21 protein-coding genes are annotated in these 25,367 nt (G+C 61.5%); 8 read left to right on the top strand and 13 right to left on the bottom strand.

The window, feature by feature from the left end:
• Positions 1-4: 4 nt before the first annotated feature.
• The 7 genes from SynA15127_RS00930 to SynA15127_RS00900 form a co-directional block, all read right to left on the bottom strand.
• On the bottom strand, positions 5-1,303 hold the full coding sequence (locus SynA15127_RS00930) for a glycosyltransferase (protein WP_186484651.1): 1,299 nt from the start codon (positions 1,301-1,303) through the stop codon (positions 5-7).
• Complete coding sequence (locus SynA15127_RS00925) at positions 1,296-2,453, bottom strand: glycosyltransferase (protein WP_255475527.1); 1,158 nt, start codon at positions 2,451-2,453, stop codon at positions 1,296-1,298. The genes SynA15127_RS00930 and SynA15127_RS00925 overlap by 8 nt, the downstream gene beginning before the upstream one ends.
• A complete protein-coding gene (locus SynA15127_RS00920; RefSeq protein ID WP_186484650.1) occupies positions 2,450-4,669 on the bottom strand; it encodes a glycosyltransferase in 2,220 nt (739 codons plus the stop codon). The genes SynA15127_RS00925 and SynA15127_RS00920 overlap by 4 nt, the downstream gene beginning before the upstream one ends.
• Before the next feature lie 5 nt (positions 4,670-4,674).
• A complete protein-coding gene (locus SynA15127_RS00915; RefSeq protein ID WP_186484649.1) occupies positions 4,675-6,495 on the bottom strand; it encodes an ABC transporter ATP-binding protein in 1,821 nt (606 codons plus the stop codon).
• Between the two features lie 82 nt (positions 6,496-6,577).
• Positions 6,578-7,630: a glycosyltransferase gene (locus tag SynA15127_RS00910; protein ID WP_186484648.1), complete on the bottom strand. Its 1,053-nt coding sequence runs from the start codon at positions 7,628-7,630 to the stop codon at positions 6,578-6,580.
• A 7-nt stretch (positions 7,631-7,637) separates the two neighbouring features.
• Positions 7,638-8,351 (bottom strand): heme oxygenase (biliverdin-producing), encoded by a 714-nt coding sequence (locus SynA15127_RS00905; protein ID WP_186484647.1) that lies wholly within the window; start codon positions 8,349-8,351, stop codon positions 7,638-7,640.
• A 75-nt stretch (positions 8,352-8,426) separates the two neighbouring features.
• Complete coding sequence (locus SynA15127_RS00900; RefSeq protein WP_186485509.1) at positions 8,427-8,870, bottom strand: hypothetical protein; 444 nt, start codon at positions 8,868-8,870, stop codon at positions 8,427-8,429.
• A gap of 78 nt (positions 8,871-8,948) precedes the next feature.
• On the opposite strand from SynA15127_RS00900, the gene SynA15127_RS00895 reads away from it, so the two are divergent.
• Together SynA15127_RS00895 and SynA15127_RS00890 are read left to right on the top strand one after the other, a co-directional pair.
• Positions 8,949-9,719, top strand: a complete 771-nt coding sequence (locus SynA15127_RS00895; RefSeq protein WP_186484646.1) for a 5'-methylthioadenosine/adenosylhomocysteine nucleosidase — start codon at positions 8,949-8,951, stop codon at positions 9,717-9,719.
• Positions 9,716-10,960 (top strand): ChbG/HpnK family deacetylase, encoded by a 1,245-nt coding sequence (locus tag SynA15127_RS00890; RefSeq protein WP_186484645.1) that lies wholly within the window; start codon positions 9,716-9,718, stop codon positions 10,958-10,960. Before SynA15127_RS00895 ends, SynA15127_RS00890 begins: the two co-directional genes overlap by 4 nt.
• Here the strand turns inward: SynA15127_RS00890 and SynA15127_RS00885 are convergent.
• Entirely contained in the window at positions 10,935-11,870 is a 936-nt protein-coding gene (locus SynA15127_RS00885; protein WP_186485508.1) for a glycosyltransferase family 2 protein, read from the bottom strand. The two genes, SynA15127_RS00890 and SynA15127_RS00885, sit on opposite strands and share 26 nt — an antisense overlap.
• 80 nt (positions 11,871-11,950) lie before the next feature.
• Here SynA15127_RS00885 and SynA15127_RS00880 point away from each other — a divergent pair, with 80 nt between their 5' ends.
• Together SynA15127_RS00880 and SynA15127_RS00875 are read left to right on the top strand one after the other, a co-directional pair.
• Positions 11,951-13,375, top strand: a complete 1,425-nt coding sequence (locus tag SynA15127_RS00880; protein WP_186484644.1) for an NADP-dependent isocitrate dehydrogenase — start codon at positions 11,951-11,953, stop codon at positions 13,373-13,375.
• Positions 13,376-13,408: 33 nt separating this feature from the next.
• Entirely contained in the window at positions 13,409-14,122 is a 714-nt protein-coding gene (locus SynA15127_RS00875; protein ID WP_186484643.1) for a sulfotransferase family 2 domain-containing protein, read from the top strand.
• Positions 14,123-14,336: 214 nt separating this feature from the next.
• Here SynA15127_RS00875 and SynA15127_RS00870 read toward each other — a convergent pair whose 3' ends face one another.
• A complete protein-coding gene (locus SynA15127_RS00870; RefSeq protein WP_186484642.1) occupies positions 14,337-15,311 on the bottom strand; it encodes a hypothetical protein in 975 nt (324 codons plus the stop codon).
• A gap of 57 nt (positions 15,312-15,368) precedes the next feature.
• On the opposite strand from SynA15127_RS00870, the gene SynA15127_RS00865 reads away from it, so the two are divergent.
• Positions 15,369-16,751, top strand: coding sequence for a (Fe-S)-binding protein (locus SynA15127_RS00865; protein ID WP_186484641.1), 1,383 nt, complete (start codon positions 15,369-15,371; stop codon positions 16,749-16,751).
• Here SynA15127_RS00865 and SynA15127_RS00860 read toward each other — a convergent pair.
• Positions 16,650-17,996, bottom strand: coding sequence for a four-carbon acid sugar kinase family protein (locus tag SynA15127_RS00860; RefSeq protein WP_186484640.1), 1,347 nt, complete (start codon positions 17,994-17,996; stop codon positions 16,650-16,652). The genes SynA15127_RS00865 and SynA15127_RS00860 overlap by 102 nt on opposite strands.
• A gap of 14 nt (positions 17,997-18,010) precedes the next feature.
• Between SynA15127_RS00860 and SynA15127_RS00855 the strand changes: the two genes are divergently transcribed.
• The gene (locus SynA15127_RS00855; protein WP_186484639.1) at positions 18,011-19,162 is read left to right on the top strand and encodes an FAD-binding oxidoreductase; all 1,152 of its coding nucleotides are present in this window, start codon (positions 18,011-18,013) and stop codon (positions 19,160-19,162) included.
• Here SynA15127_RS00855 and SynA15127_RS00850 read toward each other — a convergent pair.
• Both SynA15127_RS00850 and SynA15127_RS00845 read right to left on the bottom strand, forming a co-directional pair.
• A complete protein-coding gene (locus tag SynA15127_RS00850) occupies positions 19,147-20,001 on the bottom strand; it encodes a galactose mutarotase (protein WP_186484638.1) in 855 nt (284 codons plus the stop codon). The genes SynA15127_RS00855 and SynA15127_RS00850 overlap by 16 nt on opposite strands.
• Before the next feature lie 28 nt (positions 20,002-20,029).
• On the bottom strand, positions 20,030-20,938 hold the full coding sequence (locus tag SynA15127_RS00845) for an alpha/beta fold hydrolase (RefSeq protein ID WP_186484637.1): 909 nt from the start codon (positions 20,936-20,938) through the stop codon (positions 20,030-20,032).
• Positions 20,939-20,986: 48 nt separating this feature from the next.
• Here SynA15127_RS00845 and SynA15127_RS00840 point away from each other — a divergent pair, with 48 nt between their 5' ends.
• Positions 20,987-21,313 (top strand): hypothetical protein, encoded by a 327-nt coding sequence (locus tag SynA15127_RS00840; RefSeq protein WP_186484636.1) that lies wholly within the window; start codon positions 20,987-20,989, stop codon positions 21,311-21,313.
• A 14-nt stretch (positions 21,314-21,327) separates the two neighbouring features.
• On the opposite strand, the gene SynA15127_RS00835 is transcribed toward SynA15127_RS00840, so the two are convergent.
• Positions 21,328-22,710: a cation:proton antiporter gene (locus tag SynA15127_RS00835; protein WP_186484635.1), complete on the bottom strand. Its 1,383-nt coding sequence runs from the start codon at positions 22,708-22,710 to the stop codon at positions 21,328-21,330.
• Between the two features lie 215 nt (positions 22,711-22,925).
• Here SynA15127_RS00835 and SynA15127_RS00830 point away from each other — a divergent pair, with 215 nt between their 5' ends.
• Entirely contained in the window at positions 22,926-25,349 is a 2,424-nt protein-coding gene (locus tag SynA15127_RS00830) for a phosphoketolase (RefSeq protein ID WP_186484634.1), read from the top strand.
• Positions 25,350-25,367 lie beyond the last annotated feature (18 nt).

Raw genomic sequence — 25,367 nt, 5'->3', positions numbered from 1 at the left:
GGCATCACAGAGCTGGGAGGGCGAGCACGGAGCGCCAGTGGGGCTCCACCACGCTCCAGTCGAGTGACCGGAGCTTCTCACGGGCGGCATCACCGAGCCGATCCCGCATCCCGCCATCGTCGATCAACTGCTGCAACGCCCTCGCGAACGCGAGGTGGTTTTCGGTGGGCACCACCAAGCCGTTCACGCCATCTCGCACCATCTCCAATGGCCCTGGCGATGCATCACTCACCACCGCGGGGAGTCCGGCCGCCATGGCTTCCAGCAGCGCATTCGGCATCCCCTCGAAACGGGAGGGCAAAGCAAAGATCGAGGCCCGCTGCATGAAGCGGAAAGGATCCGAGCGGAAACCCTCGAACACAACGGAATCACCGATCGCCAGATCCGCCGCCAGCCATTGCAACCGTTCACGCTCCGGACCATCGCCCACAAGGGTCACGCGCCAACCTTCTCGGAGCGACGGGTCCAGCTCGGCAAAGGCTCTGAGCAGAAGATCCAGGCCTTTCTGCGGCACCAGCCTGGCCACCGCAAGAATCTCCTGCTCAGCGCCATGGGAGGGCTCCGCATCCTCGTGAAGCACACCGGCGGGCAGGGGATTGGGCAGCAATTCCAACCGCTGCCAGTCACCCATCTCCTGCAGAGCCTCCAGCACGCCCTCGGTGTTGGCCGTCACCACATCGGCTCGGCGGTAGTACACGCAACGCAGCCAGCGCCAGAAACGATCCATCGATTGCCGTCGTGGATCATTGCGTTCCGACACCACCAGATGAATCGGCAGATCCCAAGCCGCGGCACAGCAGAGAATGTTGGTTTTGCTGAGCAGTGCCAACACCCGCCCTGGTTGCTGCTCAACCAGCAAGTCGCGCAGGCGTTCGTAACGCAGGCCGCCAACACTTTCCATGCAGCAGCACAACAGCGCGTTGGCCAGTCCACCCCGGCCCGGTTGCAATCGATCATCAACCCAGGGCAAGGCGAGCTGGATGCCGCGGAGCAGCACGACAGTGACGAGCCGAACGATGAACCGCCGCACCTTGATCAGCTGGGCAACGGTGAAGCGCCGCCCGCGTGCATGCCAGGAACGGTTCTCCACATCCCGCAGCCAGGGATGGAGGGATTTCGGATCTGGATCCATGTCCAGCATGGACACGTTGTCGGGCAACCGGTGCTTGACCGGATGCTCCGGTCGAAGCGACAGCACCCGAACCTGGAACCCCTGTGCGGCGAAATGTTCCGCTGCGAGCAGGCCGACTTTCTGAGCGCCCCCTGCTCCGAGATGAGGCAGCACCACCCAGAGATCATCCATGGCTCAGTCCCTCGACAGCATCGAGAAACACATCCCGAAGGTGTCGCTCGCTGAAGCGGTCGCGAACGCACATCGCCTGCTCAGCAAACCGGGCGCGCTGCTCCTCACCCCGCAACAGGCTCTCCAACACCTCAATCCAGACGTCTGACGACGCATCAACCGGCAACAACCGCCCGTTCTTGTGATCCTCGATCAGATCGGCCGGACCGGTAGGGCAATCACTGGCAACGCAGGCGCAGCCTGCAGCCATGGCCTCCAGAAGCACATTGGGGAACCCCTCGAATCGCGATGGCAGGAGGAACAAGCTGGCTCTCGCGTACCAATCGGACATGTTGCCCACCGGACCCGGCAGCAGCAGTCTGCTCTGCCGATCTGAGCCATCCCCAAGCAATCGCCTCAGCCAGGCCTGCTGATCAACGCCCTGATACGGGATATCCCCCAACCCCAGCACCACCAGATGGAGCTCCGGGATGCGATCGGCCAACCCCCTGAAGACGGGCATCAACCGATCAAACCCCTTCTGATAAGCCTTGGTTCCCGCCGCCAACAGCACAGGGACCTCAGGCGGCAACAGGGCATCGGGGGACAGAGCCGGCTCATGGTTCGGAAGCGGCCAGACCACAGGATTGGGCATCAATTGCTGATGCTCAGCACCGCAATGGCGCCGCAACCAACGGCCGGTTGTGCGGGTTTGCACCAGATGCAGATCAGCCCAGGGATAGGACAAGCGCCGCAACCATCGCCAGGGCAACGCCGGGGGGCGCGCCGGGGGATAGTTGCGCTCTGAGACCACACAACAAAGTCCCAGTCCACGACAGGCCAACAGCAGCTTCACAGCTGGCAGCACCGTCACCCCCACCGCCACATCGATCGACTCCTGGCGCAGCAGCGAGCGCAACGCCAGCAACCTTGCGGGAAAGGCCCACCAGCCAAGCCGTTCCAGAGCAGGCGAGAGACGAGGCTCCTGACGGCGGACCACACCCTCCGGCACCGGATAGGCATCCCGCTCCGGTCCATGGCGCGTGATCACCACAACCCGCCAACCGGCATCCCGGCACCAGACTGCCCAGCGCAGCAAGGTCCTCTCAGCTCCACCGAGCTTCAGGGAGTCGATGCTGAAGGCGATCGTTCCCGCCACCTGCTGGTTCACGCCGCGGCCTGTCCGCTTAGGGCGGTGAGAAAGCGCCAGGCTTTTTCAGCCCGATCCAATCGCAGCACCGGGAAATACACCAGCAACACCGGCTCAACGAAAAGAGAGGCGGGTGGTTTCAGCGTCGCTTGGCCTCCGGGCCAGCGGCAACCTCGCAGACGCTCCAGCATCCAGTCGGCAAAAGCGCGATGGTCCTCCTGGGTTCGTTCCGCAATGGGGTCAAAGCGATCGGCATAACTCGCCGATCGCAGGCGCTCCACCTGCGCGACCACACCATCCAGACGGCAGCTGTCTCCGGCATGCCAGGCCATCACCGCCGCAATCGCCAGACAACGCATGATGTTGCGGGTCATCCGAATCGCGGTGGTCCGATCAATCGCAAATGGGTCGTAACGCCGGGCGCACTGCTCAAGCTGCAAGGCGGCTTGGTTGAGGGCGGGATGATCCTGCAACGCCATCAATCCGCGCAGCCTGGTGAGATGAGCCGAGATCAGCAGCTTGGCCCGGTTCACTCGATTCGGCCTCAGGCACTGATAGGTATCGGAGTCATCGTCCAACGCAGCGATGATGTCATCCAGAGCGTTGCAGCAACGCCGAAGAAGGGCTTGATCTTTCTGATCGATCGCCCTGTAGGTGCGCACGACCCGGCAGTAACCGGATAGGTGGAGCGGCAGCACCGTGCTCGAAGCCAGAGCATCGAACATCGCCAGCTGATCCCCGCGGTCACCAGGACGGGAACCGCGGCGGAACAGCAGTTGATGCATCAGCTCAGCTTCACCATCCAGATGCCAGATCTGTTCAATCAGACGGCGTCCCTTGTCGTGGTCCCCTTGAGCCAAGGCTTGGCTGGCCCGAACGCTGAGCAAGGGAATGCTGAACGGCCACCTGCGGAGAAAAGCATCCAGCAGGCGGCTGCTGAGCCGTTGCCATCCCAATCGATTCATGGCCTGAACCGGCAGCAGACCCACCTGGGCAGCGACCCAATCAACCCGCAGCTGTCGCCGCACCCGGTGATATGGGATCGCCTGCGGCGGAGCCGGCTCCTGAGGCAGAAGTCCGTGTCGGCCGAGACAGTGCAGCATCGAGTCCGTGCGCCGCTCATACGTGAACTGTTCCGCACGAGCCAAGCGTTGCTCCAAAGCCGGAACATCACCTTTCAGCACTGCGGCGATCGACTGTTGAAACGCAGTGGCATCTGGCGGACAGAGCGTGGCCACGTCCCCCTGGTCCAACAGCGACGGAATGGCCGTGGCCACCACAGGACAACCAGCGGCCAGGTATTCGAAGAATTTCATCGGATACATGTGGCGGGTGTAGTCGTTGAGCTGCAGCGGCAGCAGGGCGACATCGGCCGATGCCAGATACGCCGGCAGCTCGGAATAGGGCCTGGGGCCGAGCAGATGCACATGGGAATGGGAAGCCAGGGGCTCCACGTCGGTCGACGGATCCGTTTCACCGACTGGACCAATCAGCACATAGGTCCATTGCGGAGTCGAGGCGATCAGGGCCTCCAGCATCGCCAGATCGAGCTTGTAGGCATCGATGGCGCCGATGAAGATCAGGCAGGGCCCTTGGATCGCGGGGAGATCAGAGGGACGCAGCAGCTCTTGCGAACGGGCCCGTCCGAAATGCTGAGCATCGGCAACATTGCCGAACAGATGCGTCCCGGCATTGAGCGGTGCCAGCTCCTTCTGCAACTCAGGAGCTGTCGTGAAGACGGCATTGACGGCACCGCACAGATCCTGTTCTGCGCGTTCAAGCGATGCTGAGGGCATCCCTGGCTGCGCTTGGATGCGATCGACGCAGTGATAGATCGTGGCCTGGAAACGCCCGAGCTTCAGATAAGAGCGGGTGTTCGGGTTGAAGGTCCACAACAGAGGAGTACGCAGATCCAGACGCCAATCCGCCCAGAACAGCGCAAGACCGAAGCTCCAGCGGTTGAGTCGCCCCGCCATTCCAGTGGTCCGCCCTGGAAGCACCAGTGGCGACACCACCCAGATGCGCTGACGCACCTGCCGAAGAGGATTCAAGCTTCTCAGCAGTCGGCGCAGGATTCGCCCGGCATCAGCCCGACCAGCACGGGCACCGCGAACTCCAAGGGAGTCGACATAGAGCACTCGATGACCGGCATCCGCCAGAGAAACGGCCAGGTGCTGTTTGTTCGTCCAGAGCGGATGATCCCAGTCCGCTGTGGACAGGAGGATGACATCAGCCATGGCCTTCAGGCGTCATCGAGCATCGCCATCTCACGGAAGCTGGTGGACGTCGCTTTCAACGTTTCGAAATCGCCGTAAGCCCGAATACCTCCATCTGCGATTTCGTAGATCCGATCGCATTTCTTCACTGTGGACAGACGATGGGCGATGACCACCATCGTGCAGCGCCGACCCACCAGCTCCAGCGCCTGCATCACGTCGTACTCGGTCTTGTTATCCAGAGCGCTGGTGGCTTCATCGAGCACCAGCAACTTGGCATTGCGGTAAAACGCTCGAGCCAGGGACAACCTCTGACGCTGACCACCGGAGAGCTTCATGCCGTTCTCCCCACACATGGTGAACAGCCCATAGGGCATGTCGGCAACAAAGTCAGCAAACTGAGCAGCTTTCAAGGCGGCCCACACCTCGTCATCGTCGATTTCATCGGGACTTACACAGAACGCCACATTTTCACGCACGCTGGCATCCAGAAGACGAATCTGCTGCGGCACGAATGCACAATTGGACTGCCAGGCAGGCATTTCCTCATCTGACACCGGCAGACCATCGAGCAACAGTTCGCCCGATTCCGGTTTGTACAAACCCAGCAGCAGGTGAGCCAGTGTTGTCTTGCCGCTTCCGGTCTTGCCGACCAGCGCAATGCGCGAACCCACAGGAATGGACAAATCCAAATTGCGCAGCACCGGTTCACCCGAGAGCCCATAGGAGAAGGTGATGTCGCGCAACTCGATCAGACGGCGAGGCATGACCCCCTCCGGAGATGGCACGGACGGATCAGTGAGCGAAAGGCGGGTTGGACGCATGCACAGCAGATCAAGGGCATCCTTCACTTCCGGCAGACCACCCCGCAGTTTGTTGAGGCTGCGGAACATCGATTGCAGGGGGCCTGAAATGCGGAGAAGCACAACCAGCACCGTTGCCAATTCAGGCATGGCCGCACGCAACTGATCGCTGTCCCCACTCACCAGGGCCGGTGCAAGACCGACCAAGAACAGAATGGTGATGCCGGAGGGCTCAATCAAAAATTTGGGGACATTCGGCAAAAGATTGGAAAGTCGGTCGTTGCGCTTGGCGATCGTTCCGTCGCGCATGAAACGGTCAACAAAAAACTGATGCGAGGAATACAACTGGATGTCACGCATCGATCGCAGCGACTCAGAGAAAGTGAGCCGAATCCGACGCGTGTAACGCATTTTCTGGCGCAGAAACAAGCGCAGATAAGGCGTAATGATCAGCGAAGCAATCAGATAGGCAATCAACAGAAAAGCGAAGACTGTGAGTGCCTTACCACCTAAAGCAATGGCAACGCCAACCAGCAAGGCCGAAACACTCAATACATTCCCGGAGATGGCGATCATCGGCGAAATCACCGTTGACGTGACTCTGGTAAGGATGCGATTGAATCGCTCAGAGAGAACAGCGGAGCGTTTCTGCGTGAAGAACTCGTAGTTCTGCATCAACAGATTGCCATACACCTTATTGACCAGATCTGACCAGATATCTGCGGCAAGAAGCGCCTCCAGTAACGCCACCCCGAAGCGCACGATGGAAGCGAACCAGAACGACGCAATCAGCAGTAGAACGATCCAACCCGCCTGATCCAGAAATCCACCTCCAAAAAAGCGGATCCCAGGAATCTGATCCTCCAATTTCGCTCCAGCCAGGAGCCCTACCAGCCTGGCGAGCAGACCCACCAACAGGATGTCAATGACACCCTGGAATAACGATGCAGCGAGAACAACAAGGAGAGACTTACGCCGTTCCGGTGACAACTCACGAAAAAGAGTGCTCAGTTCTTTCCAGGTCTGGCTCTGCAAAACGGGCATAGAACGAACTGATCTCTTCGCCGAAACGAAACTGCAGGAAATCTCTGATGACTTAATGAGTTAAGCCGTCAGTTCTGACGTTTCAGGACCGTTTCGGCCAGCCGGGTAACCGATCGACCACTCTCCTTGCGCGATGGAGCATCTGAGCCAATCGCAATCTCCACGTGGATGGGCTGCTGAGGGGATCATCCTGTTGCCACTGCAACTGCAGCTGATCGAGGTCACTCAGCACCTGTCGCCAACGCTCCAACAACTGCTGTTCACCGCTGCTCTGCAGCAGAGCCCCCAGCTCCGCCATCGGCGGCCGCCATCGCCGTGGTTCGGCGACGGCGGCCTGAATGCGTTGCAGATCATGGGCCAGGCTTCCGCAACCGATCTGATGGGCTGATCGGCCCGGATCGCAGTGGTCGGCCAGGGCGTGATTCAGGCTGGAGAACACAACACAGCCGCAGGCCATAGCCTCCAACGGCGGAAGGCCGAAGCCTTCCGACACGCCCCGACCCCGCCAGTACTCGGCGGAGTCGTAGAGGTACACCTTGGAGTTGTTGAACAAACCCACCAGATCCTCCACCCAACCGCTCTGCACCTCCACCGAGAGCCCACGCTGACGAAGAGCTGGCACCAGCCTCTGAAGGACGTAGTCGCTGCTTTTTCGGGCCTGGACCAGCACATCAATGGGACGCTCCCGGCCACTGGCGTCGCCACGATCGCCTCGGTCCAGCCAGGACTGCTCCAGGGCATTCGGAACCAGGAACAGTGGATTCCGCGGCGCTCGGTCACCCCAGTATCCGAGCGTGTTCCGGCTCACGGCAAGAACGCCAATCCCAGGGGGTACATCGAATCCATAACCACTGCTGTGGGCGTGGTACGCCACACGGTGGCCCCTCAGGCGGCGGATCAACCCTGGAACATCAAAACCCCAGCTGACGATCCAAAGCACATCGTCCGAGGGGGATTCATCGCGCAGGAGATCATCCAGAAACAGAACATCGTCCCGACGTTCCCGGTACGTGACGATCTCCGTCTCACACAATGAGGCCACCAGACGTGCCGTCTGCAGCTCAACGCTCAGCCCACCACAGCGGAAACGACCGCTGGTGCCGGGAACCAGAAAGCGAACAAGCCTGATGGCCACGGCTGCTTCAGGCGGTTGCCGCCTCCGTGCTGCCGGTGCGCTGCCGACGGGTCAGGAAACCGAACAGCACCTTGCCGATCGCTGCAACCAGATTTCCCTCCAGCTCCTTGAACATGTTCATGTTCAGGTGGAAGGCGTGGTTGGCTTCCTCGACGATCCGATCCGCTGTGGACTGATCGATGGGCAGCTCATCCATCGCGGCGCGATAGGCGGTTTTGAACGCCTTCTCATCGGCGATGTCATCAAAGACGTAGAAACGAAGCCCATCATCGCCATCCATATTCATCGCTTTCTGAGCGATGTTCTTGAGAATCTGACCACCAGAGAGATCACCGAGATAACGGGTGTAGTGATGGCCAACCAAGAGCTCAGGGGAGTCCTTCGCTACGGCATGAATCCGTTCAACGTAAGTCGCTGCGGACGGGGACGGTTGAATCTGCTCTTTCCAACCCGCACCGAAGTAATAGGTGAGGTCTTGCTCGAGAGATTCGCGACGGTTGAGCTCTTTCTTGCCAATCGGCCCAACAATCGGATGATCGCCCAGCTTGTCGATCTCCTCTTCCATCGCCTCGTAGACGAAGTAGAGGTCTGCAACAAGCTTGCGATAGCTGGATTTGTCTACGACACCCTTGAGGAAGCAGCTCACGAAGCCGGTGTTCTCGGCCATGGTGTGCGATTTCTTCGTGCCTTCACGAAGCTGTGCAGCCAGTGTGACGGACATGATCAGCCTGTGGTTTAGCTATTCCTCGACCTTATTAGGAGATATCCAACCAGCGACCGTCTGAGTTGCGAAGGGTTACGGGGCAGCCTCATCAGATGCGCCCGCTGAAAACAAAACGAACAGGTCCTGACAGATCTGGCGCAGGCATTGCACCTGATCCGGCTGGGGGAGATGGGACCCTGCGGGCTGCCAATCACCGACGGTCGCCAGTCGCCAGCGCTCGCCGTCGTAGGTCATGCCGCGCATCAGCACACCCAGCAGGTGACCTGGCTGATCGGCTTCACGCCTGCTGAGACGAAGCTGCATCAGCAGGCTGCGGCATTGCAGCCGCGGGCTCCAGCCCGGGAAGTGAAAGGAGAGATCGATCGACTCAGGTTCGCTCCACTGACGTGTCAGGGCGTCATCCCTCCACGGACGCAGATTTTCCTTGGCGGCAGGAAAATGTCGCCGCACCAGAGTCACTGCGGAGGCGATGACCCGGGCCTGCTCCACGCTGCACACCGTTTCACCTGCGTTCACGACTGACGTCACACCTCAGCCAATCCTGCACGGATCCTCCCTGGCCCGCCGTTACGGTGACAGCAATTCGTGTCGATCATGGAACGCCCTCTCCATCTCGGTCTGCTTGGGGCCATGCCGGAGGAGATCGGTTCTGATCTGGCTCATCTGAACAACCTGAGTCGCGAAACCTTCGGCGATCTGGTGATTCATCGCGGCGAATGGCAGGGGGATGGCGGGACGCCGGTGCTCTTGACGCTGGCCTGGAGTGGTTGGGGCAAGGTCTGCGCTGCTCGCACCGCCACCCGTGTGCTCGCCTCAGCTTCCTCAGAGGCGCCGATCGATCTGCTTCTGTTCACCGGAGTCGCCGGTGGTGCGGACCCAGCCCTGCAGCAATGGGATGTGGTGCTGGCCGATTCGGTTGTCCAGCACGATCTGGACGTGCGACCGATCCTGCCGAGATTCGTGGTGCCACCGCTGAACCGGGCCGTTTTGGCACCCCAGGAAACCTGGTTTCACTGGGCACTCAACGCTCTTGAACAGAGCCACTCCTCCGGTGCACTCCAGGGATTCGGCCGGCCCAAGCGAGGGTTGATCGGAACCGGTGATCAGTTCATCGGAGATGCCGCTGTGATCGCAGCCCTGCGCGACGCCCTGCCCGAACTGCAGGCCGTGGAAATGGAAGGTGCCGCGGTGGCGCAGGTGGCCGAACAGGAGAACGTTCCCTGGTTGGTTCTGCGTGTGATCTCGGATGGGGCGGATTCGGAGGCCGCACAGAGCTTCAATGACTTCGTTCAGGCCTACGACGCACGGGCCTGGACGTTGATTGAGACGCTGCTCCGGCGACAGGCCTCAGCGCCCCGCCGATGAGAACCGCGGCGCTGCTCCGGCGCCTGGGGCGCTACGGAGCAGTGGGTGCTGTGACGGCAGGTGTGCATCTCGCCGTGCTGATCAGCCTTGAGATGGTGATTCCCAGCTGGCTGGCCAACCCTCTCGCTTTTCTGGCCGCTTCTGTGGCGGGTTATCTCGGCCATGCTCTGGTGACCTTCCGGGAGGAGACCGGTGGTCGTCGCTTTGCCCGCCGCTGGCTGATCCTCCAGTACGGCATCAATCTGAGCGTCTGCGCCCTGTTGCCACTGCTGCTGAAGGACTGGGCCCATCCGGCATGGCGCACCCTGCTGCTGGTGTTCACCCCCACAGTGCTGAATGCCCTGATCTGGAGCCGGGCTGCTCGCTTCAGCCAGCGACAGCGTCACACCCAAGCCGTGCCTGCCCTGATTCATGCAGACGACCTCGGTCTGGCCCCGGAGGTGAACGAAGCCATCCTGAGCCTTGCGACAAGCGGTCAACTGCAAGGCGCCAGCCTGCTGGTGGATGGGACATCAGCACAGGAGGCCGCCGCCGCCTGGCGGACGCTGCCCGGCGCGACGGGACTCTGCCTGCATCTCTGCCTGACGGAAGGCCCAGGCTTGGAAGGCTGTCCGGATCTACCGGCGAGCTTCGGAACGTTGCTGCTGGCATCACTGCTGCCCGCGCGTCGCCAACGATTCCTGCCGCAACTGGAACGAGCCATCGACCATCAGATCCACCGCTTCCGGACACTCACCGGACAGCGACGCATTCCGCTTGACGGCCACCAACACATCCACCTGACGCCCATCGTTCTGGACTGCCTGCTGAGAGGGTCCGAACAACATCAGATCCCCTGGATTCGCACCATACGGGAGCCTCTGCCCACAGATCTGCCCCTGTCCTGCTGGTGGTCTGCGCTGCGCAGCGGAGGCCTGCTCAAGTGGCTGGTGCTGCAACTGCTCAGCGGCCTGGCCATTCCCCGGCTGAAGCGAGCCGGCATCAGCACCAACGGCGCATTCAGTGGTGTGCTGTTCACAGGACGCATGACGGGACGCCCTCTCGAGGCGTGCCTCCAGGGACTGGCATGGAGACCAACGCGCGAAGGAGACACACCCAATCTCCTGCTGAGCCATCCGGCAGTGGCCGGAAACGCTGCCGCCATGGAGCGCAACGGATTCCAACTGTCCTCAGACTTCTTCAGCAGTCCGGACAGGCAGCGGGAGTGGCAGGCCCTCAGGACTCGTGCACCGCGCGGATGAAATAGTGCGGCCGCCTCTTCACATCGATGTAGATCCGGCCGATGTATTCGCCGAGCACACCGATGCCGATCAGCTGTATTCCACCGAGAAACAGAATCGCCACGATCAGTGAGGCATAGCCCGGCAGGTCCACCCCAAAGACAACGGTGCGCAGAACGATCAGCGCGGCGTAGAGGAAGCTGAGCAGCGAAATCAGCACACCGATCACCCCCCACACCTTGAGGGGCTTCACGGAGAAGGAAAAGATGCCATCAAGGGCGTAACGCCAGAGCCTGTAGGAGCTCCAGGAACTGCCCCCCCCCGGACGTGCCACGCGGCTGTACGGGATTTCCACGCTGCGGTATCCCGTCCAGGGCATCAACCCCTTGGAGAAACGCGTGGCTTCCCGCATCTGGGTCACCGCTGCCACCACCGGAGCACTCAGCAAACGGAAGTCACCGGCCCCCTCCTGCAGCTGAATCGAATCCACCAGCCGATTGAACACCCGATAGAACCAGGAGGCTGTGGCCACTTTCACCAGAGACTCGGCGTCTTGGTCATCCCGCACAGCAGTGACCACCTCGGCCCCCTGCCTCCACGCTTCAACCATCACTGGAATCCGCTCCGGTGGATGCTGCAGGTCGGAATCGATCAAGACCACCGCCCCGCAGCGTCCAGATGCATGGTCGAGGCCGGCCAACATCGCCGCTTCTTTGCCGAAGTTGCGCGTGAGCTCCAACAAGACCAGCGGAGCGCTGGGATGGGCCTCCTGCCACTGACGGATGACCGAGACCGTGGCATCGCCAGAGCCGTCATCGATCAGAACGAGTCGATCCACAACGTCGAGCTGGAGGACCGCCTCTATGAAGCGACAGATGATGCCCTCTTCGTTGAAGCAAGCCGCCACCACCCAGAGCTGCTCGCTGCCCATGCCTCCCCAGCTGTGATGCCTGAACCGTAGGGCTCCCGGCTCAGTCATAGGCTCGGCCTGCTGACGCCCGACCAACCGCCATGGCCCAGTTCGAGAAGCTCACCGCCCCCAGCCAGGGCACACCGATTCGCTTCGAGAACGGCCAGCCCGTGGTGGCCGACAACCCGATCATTCCCTTCATCCGCGGGGACGGCACGGGCGTGGACATCTGGCCCGCCACCCAGAAGGTGCTCGATGCCGCCGTCGCCAAGGCCTACGGCGGCAGCAAATCCATCGAGTGGTTCAAGGTTTACGCCGGCGATGAGGCCTGCGACCTCTACGGCACCTATCAGTATCTGCCAGAGGACACCCTCGAGGCGATTCGCGCCTATGGCGTTGCCATCAAAGGCCCCCTCACCACCCCGGTGGGTGGCGGCATCCGCTCCCTGAACGTCGCGCTACGGCAGATCTTTGATCTGTATTCCTGCGTGCGGCCCTGCCGTTACTACGAGGGCACCCCCAGCCCCCACAAGCGTCCCCAGGATCTGGACGTGATTGTCTACCGGGAAAACACCGAAGACATTTATATGGGGGTTGAGTGGGAAGCCGATGACGCCGTCGGCCAGGAGCTGCGCAAGCACCTCAACGAGGTGGTGATCCCCGCCAACGGCAAGTTGGGCAAACGCCAGATCCCGGAAGGATCAGGCATCGGCATCAAACCGGTGAGCAAGCACGGCAGCCAGCGCCACATCCGCAAGGCGATCCAGCACGCTCTGCGCCTTGAGGGCAGCAAGCGCCACGTGACCCTGGTGCACAAGGGCAACATCATGAAATTCACGGAAGGCGCCTTCCGCGACTGGGGCTATGAGCTGGCCACCACCGAATTCCGCGACGTGTGCATCACCGAGCGGGAGAGCTGGATCCTCGGCAACCTCGCGAAGGATCCGAACCTGAGCGTGCAGGCCAACGCCCGCATGATCGAGCCGGGCTACGACAGTCTCACGCCGGAGAAAAAGGCCGACATTGATGCCGAAGTGCAGGCGGTGATCGATGCCATCGGCAGAAGCCACGGTGGTGGCAAGTGGAAAGCCATGGTGCTGGTCGATGACCGCATCGCCGACAGCATCTTCCAGCAGATCCAGACCCGGCCGCAGGAGTATTCGATCCTCGCCACGCTCAACCTGAACGGCGACTACATCTCCGATGCCGCGGCCGCGATGGTGGGAGGCCTGGGCATGGCCCCCGGCGCCAACATCGGCGAGAACGCCGCCATCTTTGAAGCCACCCACGGCACAGCGCCGAAGCATGCCGGCCTGGACCGGATCAACCCCGGCTCCGTGATCCTGAGTGGCGTGATGATGCTCGAGTTCCTGGGCTGGCAAGAGGCCGCTGATCTGGTCACCAAGGGCATCAGTGCCGCCATTGCTGACAAGCAAGTCACTTACGACCTGGCCCGACTGATGGAACCTCAGGTGGACCCAATGAGCTGCAGCGGATTCGCTGACGCGATCATAAGCCACTTCTAAGCCTGAAACTCAAACAATTACCAGCACTCATAAATGATTATTAGCCATAGTCAACGATTCATTTTTATCGCCAACCGCAAAACAGCATCAACCGCAATAGGAATTGCATTGTCAAGCGCCTGCAACAAACAAGACGTGATTACGCCATTAGGGGAAGACGAAGAAATCCGCAGGCAACTTGGTTATCCCAAGCCAAAAAACTTCATACCTTGGTCCAAAAAATTGGGATACCTTTCGCTTCTCACACAGCGAACTCTGACTGGCCTTTGGATATCCGAAAAACTTAAAGAGGTTGGCTATTATACACATATAACCCCTGAAAAGATTTTAAATTTTCTACGACCAGGAGCCTGGGATGCCTATTTCCGCTTTTGCTTCGTTCGAAATCCATGGGATCTCGTGATCTCACACTATTTTTGGAAGATTCGAAACAGGTCTCAACCATTAAGCCTCGATTCTTTCCTGAGTAACGCAAAAATTGAAGGCATCGCAAGACGCAGTCGAGAAATGTATACATTGAACAGCAAGCTGGCTGTCGATCGACTGTGTCGCTATGAAAATGCTCAAACGGAAGTGAATCAAATATTTGAGGAGCTAAATCTTCCAGGCAATCCAAAGCTGCCAGCCGCCAAGAATCAATTCCGCAATGACAAAAGGCATTACCGTGATATTCTAAATGATGATCAAGCTGCGAAAATTGGACTAATTTTTAAACGTGAGATTGAGCTGGCTGGCTACAAATACTGAATTTCAAACACTATAATACCCCTTTTCCCTTTTTGGCTTCATTTGCGCATTTAGAAGCAGGAATAGAACGTCAAGTTCACCCCTTGGAGCCTCTTAACAATCGTAAGCCTCATACCAACAAACAAGTCAGTGTTGAAACACAATCTCAGGGCAGACATCGACGGTGTAAAGAACTATCGACAATCGTGCTGCCATCATCACAAGGTTCTGACGGTCACGTGTAGCGCTGTTCGTCGCGGAGACGGTCCAGAAATCCTTCCTTCGCGAGCGTCTCGATGATCAGCCGTTCAATCGTCGCCTCGTCGTCGGCCATCTCGGTAAATCTGTTTTCGCGGGGGAACTGAGCGAACGAGAACCCCGGCTCACCTTCCAGACCGAAAAGGGCACACAGATCGCTGTTGGCGATCTGCTCACGGAAACCAACTGCCTTCACCTCCGCAACGGTCTCCAGAGCATCCAAAAAGGATTGATGCATGGCAGCAGTCAGCGCCGAGGTCCCGGGACGAGACCTTTCACAGCGCGCCTGACGTGACACGAAACGATCAGCTGAAAGATAGGAATTCCCGTGCTTCTTCCGCATTTCGCACATCCGAATGTAGTTGGAACGCAGATAGGAGATCGGCTCCCTGAGCACCACAATCACCTGCGGCTTCTGGCCAGAAGCATCAAGAAAAGCACGACACAATTCATAGACAGGAAAGGTCGGTACAACGGACTTAGAGAAGTTACGTTTTTTGGCCCAAATGGAAAAGTTTGTCTGCGCCAAACGCTCACTTGAGATCAACAGCTTACGGCCATCACGCTGCGACTCTTCGATCATCTGACGGACAACACATCTCAGGTATTGGCGGAAGACAGACTGATCAGGACTGTCCTGCCTGCTGGCGGCAATGGCAACAGGAAAAAGGATTTTCCCCGCCAAATGATGACGCTCTGAAGAGCTTCGGAGTTGCAGAGGTTTCTCCAAGCAATGGTCGACGAACTGCAGCCTGGAATCCCAACCGACCGGCAATGACGATATCGAAGATGTGAATGGCTTCTTAGCAAAGACGAGATGATTTCTCAGCTCAGGGAAGACATAACGCTGAAGAACCGTTGTCCCTGTACGTGAAACCCCGACATGAATCTTGACCCTGGAAGATGAAGACTCGGCCATCACATTGACTCTTGTCCTGATGACCTGATCCAAGGCCTGGGTGGGGCTGAGAGTAACCCAGAACAGAAAGTGCTCCGTCAGAATCGCAGCATGACTCAGTCCTCCAGGCCGGATCAGAGCGCCTCTGTCAACCTGCCGGGACTCCCCGCCGGTGCGGCCGACCCATGCGTCCACTGCGGGTTCTGCCTGCCCACCTGTGCCAGCTACCGGGTGCTGGCCAGTGAGATGGATTCCCCCCGTGGCCGCATTCATGCTCTGCGGGCGATCGAAGCTGGAGAGCTGGAGCTCGATGCCAGTGTTGCCAGTCATTTCGAGACGTGCCTTGGCTGCTTTGCCTGCGTCAGCGCCTGTCCGTCCGGCGTCCGCTACGACCAGCTGATCGAGCACACCCGTCCGAAGCTGATCAATGCCGGCCATCGCAGCCCATGGGAGGTGGCCTTCCGGCGTCTGCTGCTGCAGGTGCTGCCGTACCCGAGCCGCCTGAGAGCCCTGCTGCAACCCCTGCGGATCTATGCGGGAACGCCAGTTCAAGCGCTTGCCCGCCGAGCTGGACTCACCCGCCTGTTCGGTCCCCAGATCGAAGCCATGGAACGGCTGTTGCCCCCTCTGACCGCCGACAGCTACAGCGACCATCTTCCGCAGCTGAACCCGGCCACGGGCGAACGACGAGGGCGGGTGGCGCTGCTGCTGGGCTGTGTGCAGCGTTGCTTTGATCCCGCCGTCAGCAAAGCCACTGTGGCGGTGCTTCAGGCCAATGGCTTCGAGGTGGTGCTGCCTCCCGACCAGGGCTGCTGCGGAGCCGTGAGTCATCACCAGGGAGAACTAGAGCTGACCCGCCAGCTGGCCTCGGATCTGGTGCGCAGCTTCAACGCGATCGAGGGGGATCTCGATGCGGTGCTGGTGGCAGCCTCCGGCTGCGGCCACACGATGAAGGCCTATGGAGAGCTGCTGATGGGTGATGCCCGCTTCCGGGCCCCCGTTCTGGATGTTCACGAATTCCTGGCGGAACACGGCCTGAGCGAACCCTTCCGCCGACGCCTGCAACCCCTGGGGATCACGGTCGCCTTCCACGACGCCTGTCACATGATTCACGGGCAGGGGATCCAGGCTCAGCCGAGGGAGTTGCTGCACAACATCCCCGCTCTGCAACTCCGGGAAGCCACGGAAGCTGGCGTGTGCTGCGGCAGCGCCGGCATCTACAACCTGGTGCAACCGCAGGAGGCGGCGGAACTGGGGCGCATCAAGGCAGACGACCTCAGCAGCACCGGTGCCGATCTGGTGGCGAGCGCCAACATCGGCTGCACCCTGCAACTGCGTCGGCATCTCGGTGCGCGGGCCAGCGTGCATCACCCCATGGAACTGCTGGCGGCCTCAGCCGGCCTGCATCCGCTGCCAGGCCTCCCGCAAGGTGCCGGCATCGCCGAGGTTGCCCGGAAAGGTGAGGATCGGCAGCTGTTGCAACCGCCCGCCTGACGGGCGCACGAGAGACAGACCCGGCAGCAGCTGACCCTCCAGATGCAACGAACGCAAGGCCAGTCCTCCGCTGAGGAGGGTCTGAGTGGTTGTGCCCCCTTTGCTGATCAGGTAGCCGAGGGAGGGAGCCATCGCCGATGCCAATCGTGCCATCAGCCGGGCGAGCTCACGCGACAACCGCCGATCCTGCCGCTCACGGCCACCGCACACTTCGCCACGACTGCTGAACAGCACCGGCGTGGCCCCTCTGACCAGCGCATGCTGAAGCTGCTCCCGCCACACCTGTTCCAGATCCGCTAACAGCAGATCAGAGGTCGGACCCTCCAGCACTCTCGCAATGCGGGGCACCGGAAGCTCGATGGGCACGCAGGATTCTTCCGAGAGCAGCAACGCCAGCTGCTGATCGGCAAGGGGCACATGGGATCCGACCATCACCAGTCCCGGCAATCGGCAGCCTCGACCATCCCGGCGACGCAAGGCCGCCAGGCCTGGACCATCCAGGGGCTGGGGGCCTGGATCCGCCAGGGCTTTCACCAGGCTGGCGGCAGAGCGGAACAGGAAACGTTTCTCCCGGCCCAGACTGCGCACCGCTGCCGCGAAGGCGGTCAGCTGGGGAAGACGCTCAGCATCCACCACCACCGCCGCATTTCCCACCAGCTGCCGCAACCGCTCGATCAGATTGGGCAACCCGCTGCCGCAGGCGGCATCCAATTCCCGCCCGCTGATCCGCACCACATCGGCAGCGTGGATGGAACCACGGCTTCTCTCCTCCAGCCAGCCGGGCAGATCGCTGGTGCCGTAACCGAACAGCCGGTCGCAGGCGAAGGGCGTGGTGTGAACGGGCGCCCCCCGAAGCAGGTGGACTCCGTTGACCGTGGTGCGCCCACCCTCCAGAAAAGCCGGCACGTGGAAGGTGGCATCAAAGGGTCCGAAGCACTCCGCGAGAACGGCAGGCTCCAGCACTCCATGGCCGCGGAGGGTGGAGTCACCACGGCTCACGAGCAGCACATCGCTGCGTTGGAGGCCCTCGGCGCTGAGGGCAGCATCGAGATTGGCAGCGATCTCGCGGTTACGTTCCCCTGCAGCCTCCTCGGTCAGCGCCCGGGTGTCCGCCAGCAGAAACAGCAGTGGGGACGGGTGACGCAGCCCCTCCCGCAGGTCCTCCACGTCCCAGTGCAGCAGCAGAGGGCAGCTGTGAACCGTCTGCGAGCCGGTTGGGTCGTCGTCGATCACAACAACCTTCATGGCACCATCGTGCCGTGCCTCCTTCCCCTGCCACCCGCAAGGAGCTGATCGCCCTGGTGCGCCAGTGGCACGATGCGGCCTCCCCCTGGATTCCCAGCGGTCTCGGCACACGCCTGGACTGGGGACCGCCCCTGGATGCCAGTCATCCGGTGCTGAGCTGCCGCGGTCTGAACCGGGTGATCGACCACGCCGTGGACGATCTCACCATCACGGTGCAAGCCGGGTACCCCCTGGCCGACCTGCAGGCTGTGCTGGCGGAGCGCGGCCAGTGGCTGCCTCTGGACCACCCGCGCGGAGAAGCTCAAGGCAGCATCGGCGGTCTGGTGGCCCGCGGGCTGGCAGGGGGCCTGAGGCAGCGTCATCTTGGCGTCCGCGATCAGATCATCGGCATCACGTTGCTGCGCAGTGACGGTGTGGAGGCCCGTGCCGGAGGGCGGGTGGTCAAGAACGTGGCGGGATACGACCTGATGAAACTGCTCTGCGGCAGCTGGGGCAGCCTGGCCCTGATCACCGAACTCACCCTGCGGGTGCAGCCGATCCGGCCAGCCCACGCCACTCTTCTCCTGCACGGCGACCTCAGCTCCCAGAACAGCTTCCGCGCCGAACTGCTGCGATCGACCCTCACCCCAGAACGCTGCGACTGGCAGAGCCGTGGCGATGGCCACTGGCAACTGGGGCTGCTGCTCAGCAGCGTGTCGGATCAAGCGGTGGAAGACCAGATGAAGCGCCTCGAGGCGATCGCCGGGAGCCATCGGCTGAAGACGGAACGGCACTCCGGTGCCGATCCACTGGACAGTGGCCTGCCCTGCATGGATCCGACCTGGCTGGTGCGTGTCGCCCTTCCCTCCGCCGTCCTGCATCAGCTGCTCAGCGATGGGACCCTCCTCGCGCTGAAGGGATGGCAGTGGGATCTGGCCGCCGGTGCAGGCTGCGGTGATGGCTGGTGCTCTGAAGCAACGGCCCCCTACCGGGTCGACGCCCTGCGCCGGAGGGTGATCGACCTCGGGGGCCAGCTGACGGTGCTCAAACAACCTCAGGAGGCCGGCTTGCCGGCCTGGCTCGACGCCCCGGCACGTCCGGTGATCGAAGCCGTGAAGCGACAGTTCGATCCGCGCCAGCAACTCTGCCGCGGACGATTGCCAGGCGTCTATCAGGAGACGGCGTAACGGCAGCTGAGGGCAAAGCTGGCACCGGGCTGGATCTCAAGCTTGCGATCACCGGAGATCAGCGACTGACGTGGGCCGGTCCAGGGCTCGACGCAGACCATGGCACGCGGAGGCTCCGTCCAGATCACCGTCAGATCCATGGGCTCCTGATGCTGCAGCTGCAGCTGCTGGCCGTTGGTCCGATCAATCAGCGTCACCGGACCGGCAGGACGGCAGAGGAAATCCACCCCGTCCGGCAGACGACCCAGCTGAGACGCGGTGTCCGTCTCCGCCATCTCCAGATGGTTGAGGCAGCGCTCATTCAGACCGGCCAGATCGGTCTGAGCCAGATCACTGATGTTGAAGTAAGGGTGCAGACCGAAGCTGAAGGGCATGACGCTCTCGCTGCGGTTCTGGATCGTGGTGTGGATCTCCAGGGCCTGAGCCACCGGGCGGATCTCCATCTCCACAAGGAAGGAAAAGGGATAGGCCGCGAGGGTGTCCGCGGTGTCGCTGAGGGTGAGCCTCACGCCGCTCTGATCCTCCAGCAGCTGAAGCTGCCAGGGAAGATTGCGCGCGAAACCGTGCTGCTTGAGGGTGTGCGCAACGCCGCTCACCTCCAGGAGATCGCCAGGCAGGTTGCCGCAGATCGGGAACAGCACCGGGATGCCGCCACGGATGCTCTTGCCGGGGTCGGCATAACGCTCCTGATCGAAATAGAGCACCTCCCGTTCGCCGCAGCGCCACTCGGTGACGATGCCACCTCGCTCGGGAACGATCCGCAGACGATCCCCGCTCTCGGGATGGATGTATTCCCAGTGGGAATAGGGGCCCGTCTGCTGCGTCAGTGTCATCGGCATCCGCCATGGCGGCTGAGGTGGCTGGAAACTAGCTCTGGCCAGCAACCATGCCGGTGCTCTGGCTCACCTCAGGTCTCCTGAGCCAGTCGAGCAGAGCGCCATTGACCTGATCGGGCACCTCATCGTGAGGACAATGCCCCGCCTCCAGCACCACTTCCGTCGTGGACGGCGGAGCATGACGCTGGAACGTGGCACGACGTCCGGGAGCATTGATCCAGGGATCCCGGATGCCCCAGAGCAGCAGCAGGGGAGCTGTCAGTTCAGCGAAGAGCTCATCCAGAGGCTGACCGCGAGGGATATCGAAGACGGTCCGGAACACCCCGAAGGCTCCGGGGTCCAGGGAAGGCCGGCGGATCGACTCCACAAGGGCCTCATCCACATTGGTGCGGTCCACGTACACCTGCCGCAGTGTGCGGCGGATCGTGGCGGGACGCCTGAGATTTTCGAACAGAAGACGCTGCAGCACGGGGCTGCTCAGCAGGGCACTGCCGATCGACTGGCGGGCGATAGCTCCCCAGCCCTGAGGGGGCTTTTGCTCATCGCTGAAAGGGCCGGCCGCATTGAGCAGCACCACCCCGGCGCACTCCCGTTTCAGAGCCGCTCCCGCCGCAAGGGCGGCGAACCCTCCGAGGGAATTCCCGGCGATCACCGTCGGCCGACCGATGCACTGGCGCACATAGGCCACCAGCTGATCCCGCCAGAGGGCACCGCCGTAGGCCAGGCCCGCAGGCTTGGCGCTGCGGCCGAACCCGAGCAGATCCAGAGCATGCACGTCATGACTGCGGGCCAGAACCGGAATGTTGTGACGCCAGTGGTCCGTTGAAGCGCCGAAGCCATGCACCAGCAACAGCGCCGGACTCTCAGGATCAGGCTCATCAGGGCGATCCACCACCGCATGCACGGGATGGCCGAGATGGCTCCAGGTGACGCTCTCCACAGCCGGCCAATCAGAGCAGCGATGCTAGGCAGGAGTTTTCAACAGCGAATGCAAGGGCTGGAGGCATACGGCGGACCATTGACGGATGCCGTTCTCTGGCGTGGAGCCCTGTTCTGGGCACTGGCCCTCTACGTACCGCTGAGCGCACCTCTGGGTCGCTTCGAATCAAGCCTCTCGGACAGTGCGCTCTCGGACCAGTGGAAACAGATCGCGCTAGTGGTCAGCAGCCTGCTGCTGGCGATGGCCGTGGGGCTGGTGGCCCAGTTGCTGATGAGCTGGGCCCTCGGACCGGGATGGGCCTCCAGCCTGGCTCTGATCGGCATCGGCTGGAGTCTGTTGCTTGCCCTGTCCAGTTCCGGAGACGGGTCCGACTGACGCGGTGAGCGGATTCAGGGAACCGAGGGACCTGCCGTCGGATCGGCTACCAACTCTTGTGGCACCGAGTCCCCGTCCTCCGGGGGCTTGCCCTTGAGCACAATCCGGAGAAGAACGGGAGCCAGGAAGGTGGTGCCGATCACCATCAGCAGGATCGCCGCCTCGAGGCCGGGAGTGAGCAGGTTGGCCGCCGTGCCCAGGCCAAGAAAAATCAGACCCACCTCTCCGCGGGGAAGCATGCCCAGGCCGACCACGAGGTTGTTCGTCTTCTCCTTGCCGAAGACTGCCCAACCGGCGGCGACCTTGCCGACAATGGCCACCAGGAACATGAACGCTGCGATCACCAGCGCCGAACGGGAGGAAGGATCGGAAGGATTGATCACGGAGAGATCCATACCGGCACCCACCAGCACGAAGAAAACCGTGGCGAAGAGACTGACGATCGGCGTGACCGCCACCTGGATCTCATGCCGGTGTTTCGATGTGCTGGCGATCAATCCAGCCGCGAAGGCACCGAGAGCAGCCTCCAGACCGATGGCCGTCGCCACGAAGCAACTCGCGCCCAGGAGCAGATAGGACCCCACGAGCTTGGATCCGGGAGCCTTGAGCTGATCGATCATCCAGTCGAAGGCGGGAGCAGCCCTCTGACTCAGCAACAGTGCCACCGCCACGAACACCACGGCAGCCAAAACAAGCTGCACGATCGGTCCGATGTCGAGGGATCCTCCTGCAGCCAGAGACACCACGATCGCCAGGATCACGATCCCGAGAATGTCGTCGAGCACTGCAGCACCGATCACGATCTGCCCCTCCCGGGTTCGCAGATATCCCAGTTCGCTGAACACACTCGCGGTGATCCCGATGCTCGTCGCCGTCATGGAGGCTCCAGCGAAGATCGCCTGAATCGCATCAACGTGGAAGATGCTCATCAGGCCGATGGTGCCGAGTGCAAACGGCAGCACCACACCAACAACAGCGACGGAGAAGGCCTGAGCCCCCACGGCCATCAGTTCTTCCAACTCGCTTTCGAGACCGGCGAGGAACAGCAGGGAATACAGACCCAGATTCGAAACGGAACTAAGCGCCCCAAATGATTCGTTGTAGATCTCGGGGACCTCATCCGGTGGGATGTGGGCCAAGCCGCCCACCACATCACTGAAGGCGGCACTGAGATGCACCTGGGTCTCCGGAGGCACCAGCAGATGCAGACCGGACGCGCCGATGATCACACCAGCCATCAGCTCACCCAGAATCGTTGGGAGCTCGAAACGGACCAGAAACTCCGAGAGGGTCCGCGCTGCGATGAAGATCAGAATGAACCGGAGTACGCCGACCAGCGTTTCGGCCACCTCAAGGTCATGGCTGCTGATCTCACTCAGCAGGGCAGGAAACAGCATTGTGCTGCGCAAGGCTCAAGCCGACCTTAGTGGCGGTGTCCGATGACGCTGGTGATTGCCAAGGTCCGGATCGTGTGGATAGATCCCTGATGTCGGGTCGCTTTCGGGCAGCCCAGGACGTGACGGCTACTTTCCGGAGAACCGCATGGTCCCAGCGCCCGATCGGCGCCTGAGGCCGTGGGTGTTTCCCAAAAGTGTTGCCTTCCTGACACTCCATGACGACCGCGCCTCATCAACAGCAGGCCCTCGCCGCCGTGAACGCTCCCTCGGACGACGAGCTTCAGCTGCTTGACGCTTACTGGCGTACAGCCAACTACCTGGCCGTCGGGATGATCTACCTGCAGAGCAACCCTCTGCTGCGGGAGCCCCTGCGGCCTGAGCACATCAAGCCCCGCCTGCTCGGGCACTGGGGCTCCAGCCCCGGTCAGGCCTTCATCTGGACCCATGCCAACCGCCTGATCCGGAAATACGACCTGGGCATGATCTACATGTCAGGCCCCGGTCACGGCGCCCCCGGCGCCCGCGGACCGGTCTACATCGACGGCAGCTACAGCGAGCGCTATCCGGACAAGTCCTTCGACGAGAAAGGCCTGCAGAAGTTCTTCAAGATGTTCTCCTTCCCGGGGCACATCGGCAGCCACTGCACCGCGGAGATGCCCGGCTCCATCCACGAAGGAGGTGAACTGGGCTATGTGCTGTCGCATGCCTGCGGTTCCATCCTCGACAACCCCGAGCTGATCACGATCGCCTGCGTCGGCGACGGCGAGGCTGAAACCGGCCCGCTGGCCACCAGCTGGCACATCAACAAGTTCATCAACCCGATCCGGGACGGTGCCGTCCTGCCGATCCTCCACCTCAACGGATACAAGATCGCCAACCCGTCGATCCTCAGCCGCATCGACCATGAGGAGCTGGACAACCTGCTGAAGGGGTTCGGCTGGACGCCGATTTTCGTCGAGGGCGCGGACCCGATGACGATGCATCGCGACATGGCGGTGGCCTTCGAACAGGCGGTGCTCGACATCCGCGCTCAGCAGGAGCAGGCCCGCACCAGCGGTGAAGCCTTCCGGCCCCGCTGGCCGATGATCGTGCTGCGTTCCCCCAAGGGCTGGACCGGTCCCCAGGACGTCGACGGCAAGAAGATCGAGAACTTCTGGCGCTCCCATCAGGTGCCCGTGGCCGACGTTCGGACCAACGAGGCACACCTGCAGCTGCTCGAGGACTGGATGAAGAGCTACCGCCCCTGGGAGCTGTTCGACGAGAACGGTGCCGTCAAGGAGCACATCCGTGCCCTCTCCCCCAACGGGGATCGCCGGATGGGCAGCAACCCCCACACCAACGGCGGTGTTCTGCGCCGGGACCTGCTGTTCCCGGCGATCGAGAAGTACGCCATCGATGTGGACACGCCCGGCACCGTCGAGGCGGAGAACACCTACCCGCTCGGCGAGGTGATCCGTGATCTCATTCGCGAGAACCCCGGCGCCTACAAGCTGTTCGGACCTGACGAAACCCACTCCAACCGTCTTCAGGCCGTCTACGAGGTCTCCAAGAAGGTGTGGATGGCCAATTTCCTCCCCGAGGACCTGAACGGCAGTGAACTGTCCCGCGACGGTTCGGTGATCGAAATGCTCTCCGAACACACCCTGGTCGGGATGATGGAGGGCTATCTGCTCACCGGGCGCAACGGCTTCTTCCACACCTACGAAGCCTTCGCCCATGTGATCTCCTCGATGTACAACCAGCACTGCAAATGGCTGGAGCACTGCGAAGAGATCCCCTGGCGCGCACCGATCGGTCCCTGGAACTGCCTGATCTCCTCCACCGTGTGGCGGCAGGACCACAACGGATTCACCCACCAGGACCCAGGGTTCATGGACCTGGCCGGAAACAAGAAGGGATCGATCACCCGGGTCTACCTACCTGCCGACTCCAACAGCCTTCTCGCCGTCGCCGAGCAGGCCCTCACCGAGACCGACGTCTGCAACATCATCGTCTCCGACAAGCAGAAACATCTTCAGTACCTGACCCTGGATCAGGCCCGTCGTCACGTGGCCAAAGGGCTCGGCATCTGGGATTGGGCCTGCAATGACGACTGCGGCACCGAGATGGATGAACCGGATGTAGTGCTGGCCTCGGCAGGAGACATCCCCACCAAGGAGTGCCTGGCAGCCATCGAGATCCTGCGCGAACAGATCCCGCAGCTGAAGATCCGCTACGTGAACGTGGTGAAGCTGTTCTCCCTGTCCCCCTCCTCGGAACATCCCCACGGCCTCAGCGATTGCGATTTCGAGGATCTGTTCACACCGGATCGCCCGGTGATCTTCAACTTCCACGGCTACCCGTGGCTGATTCACCGGCTCACGTATCGCAGACCGAACCATGCGAACTTCCACGTTCGCGGTTACAAGGAGCAAGGAAACATCAACACCCCCCTGGAACTGGCCATCAGCAACCAGATCGATCGATTCAACCTGGTGATCGATGTGATCGATCGGGTGGAGAGCCTCGGCTCCCGCGCCGCTCACATCAAAGAGCGGATGAAGGACGAGATCCACAAGCACCGCAACCATGCCTACACCCACGGCATGGATGCGCCCGAGATCAACAACTGGCGCTGGAAATTCGGCCACGGTGCCTGAAACGGCTGAGCCAAACCT

Source organism: Synechococcus sp. A15-127, from assembly GCF_014280215.1.
Classification (GTDB): Bacteria; Cyanobacteriota; Cyanobacteriia; order PCC-6307; family Cyanobiaceae; genus Parasynechococcus.
The sequence above is the reverse complement of the archived record's forward strand: the minus strand, read 5'-3'. Positions and strand labels throughout refer to the sequence as shown.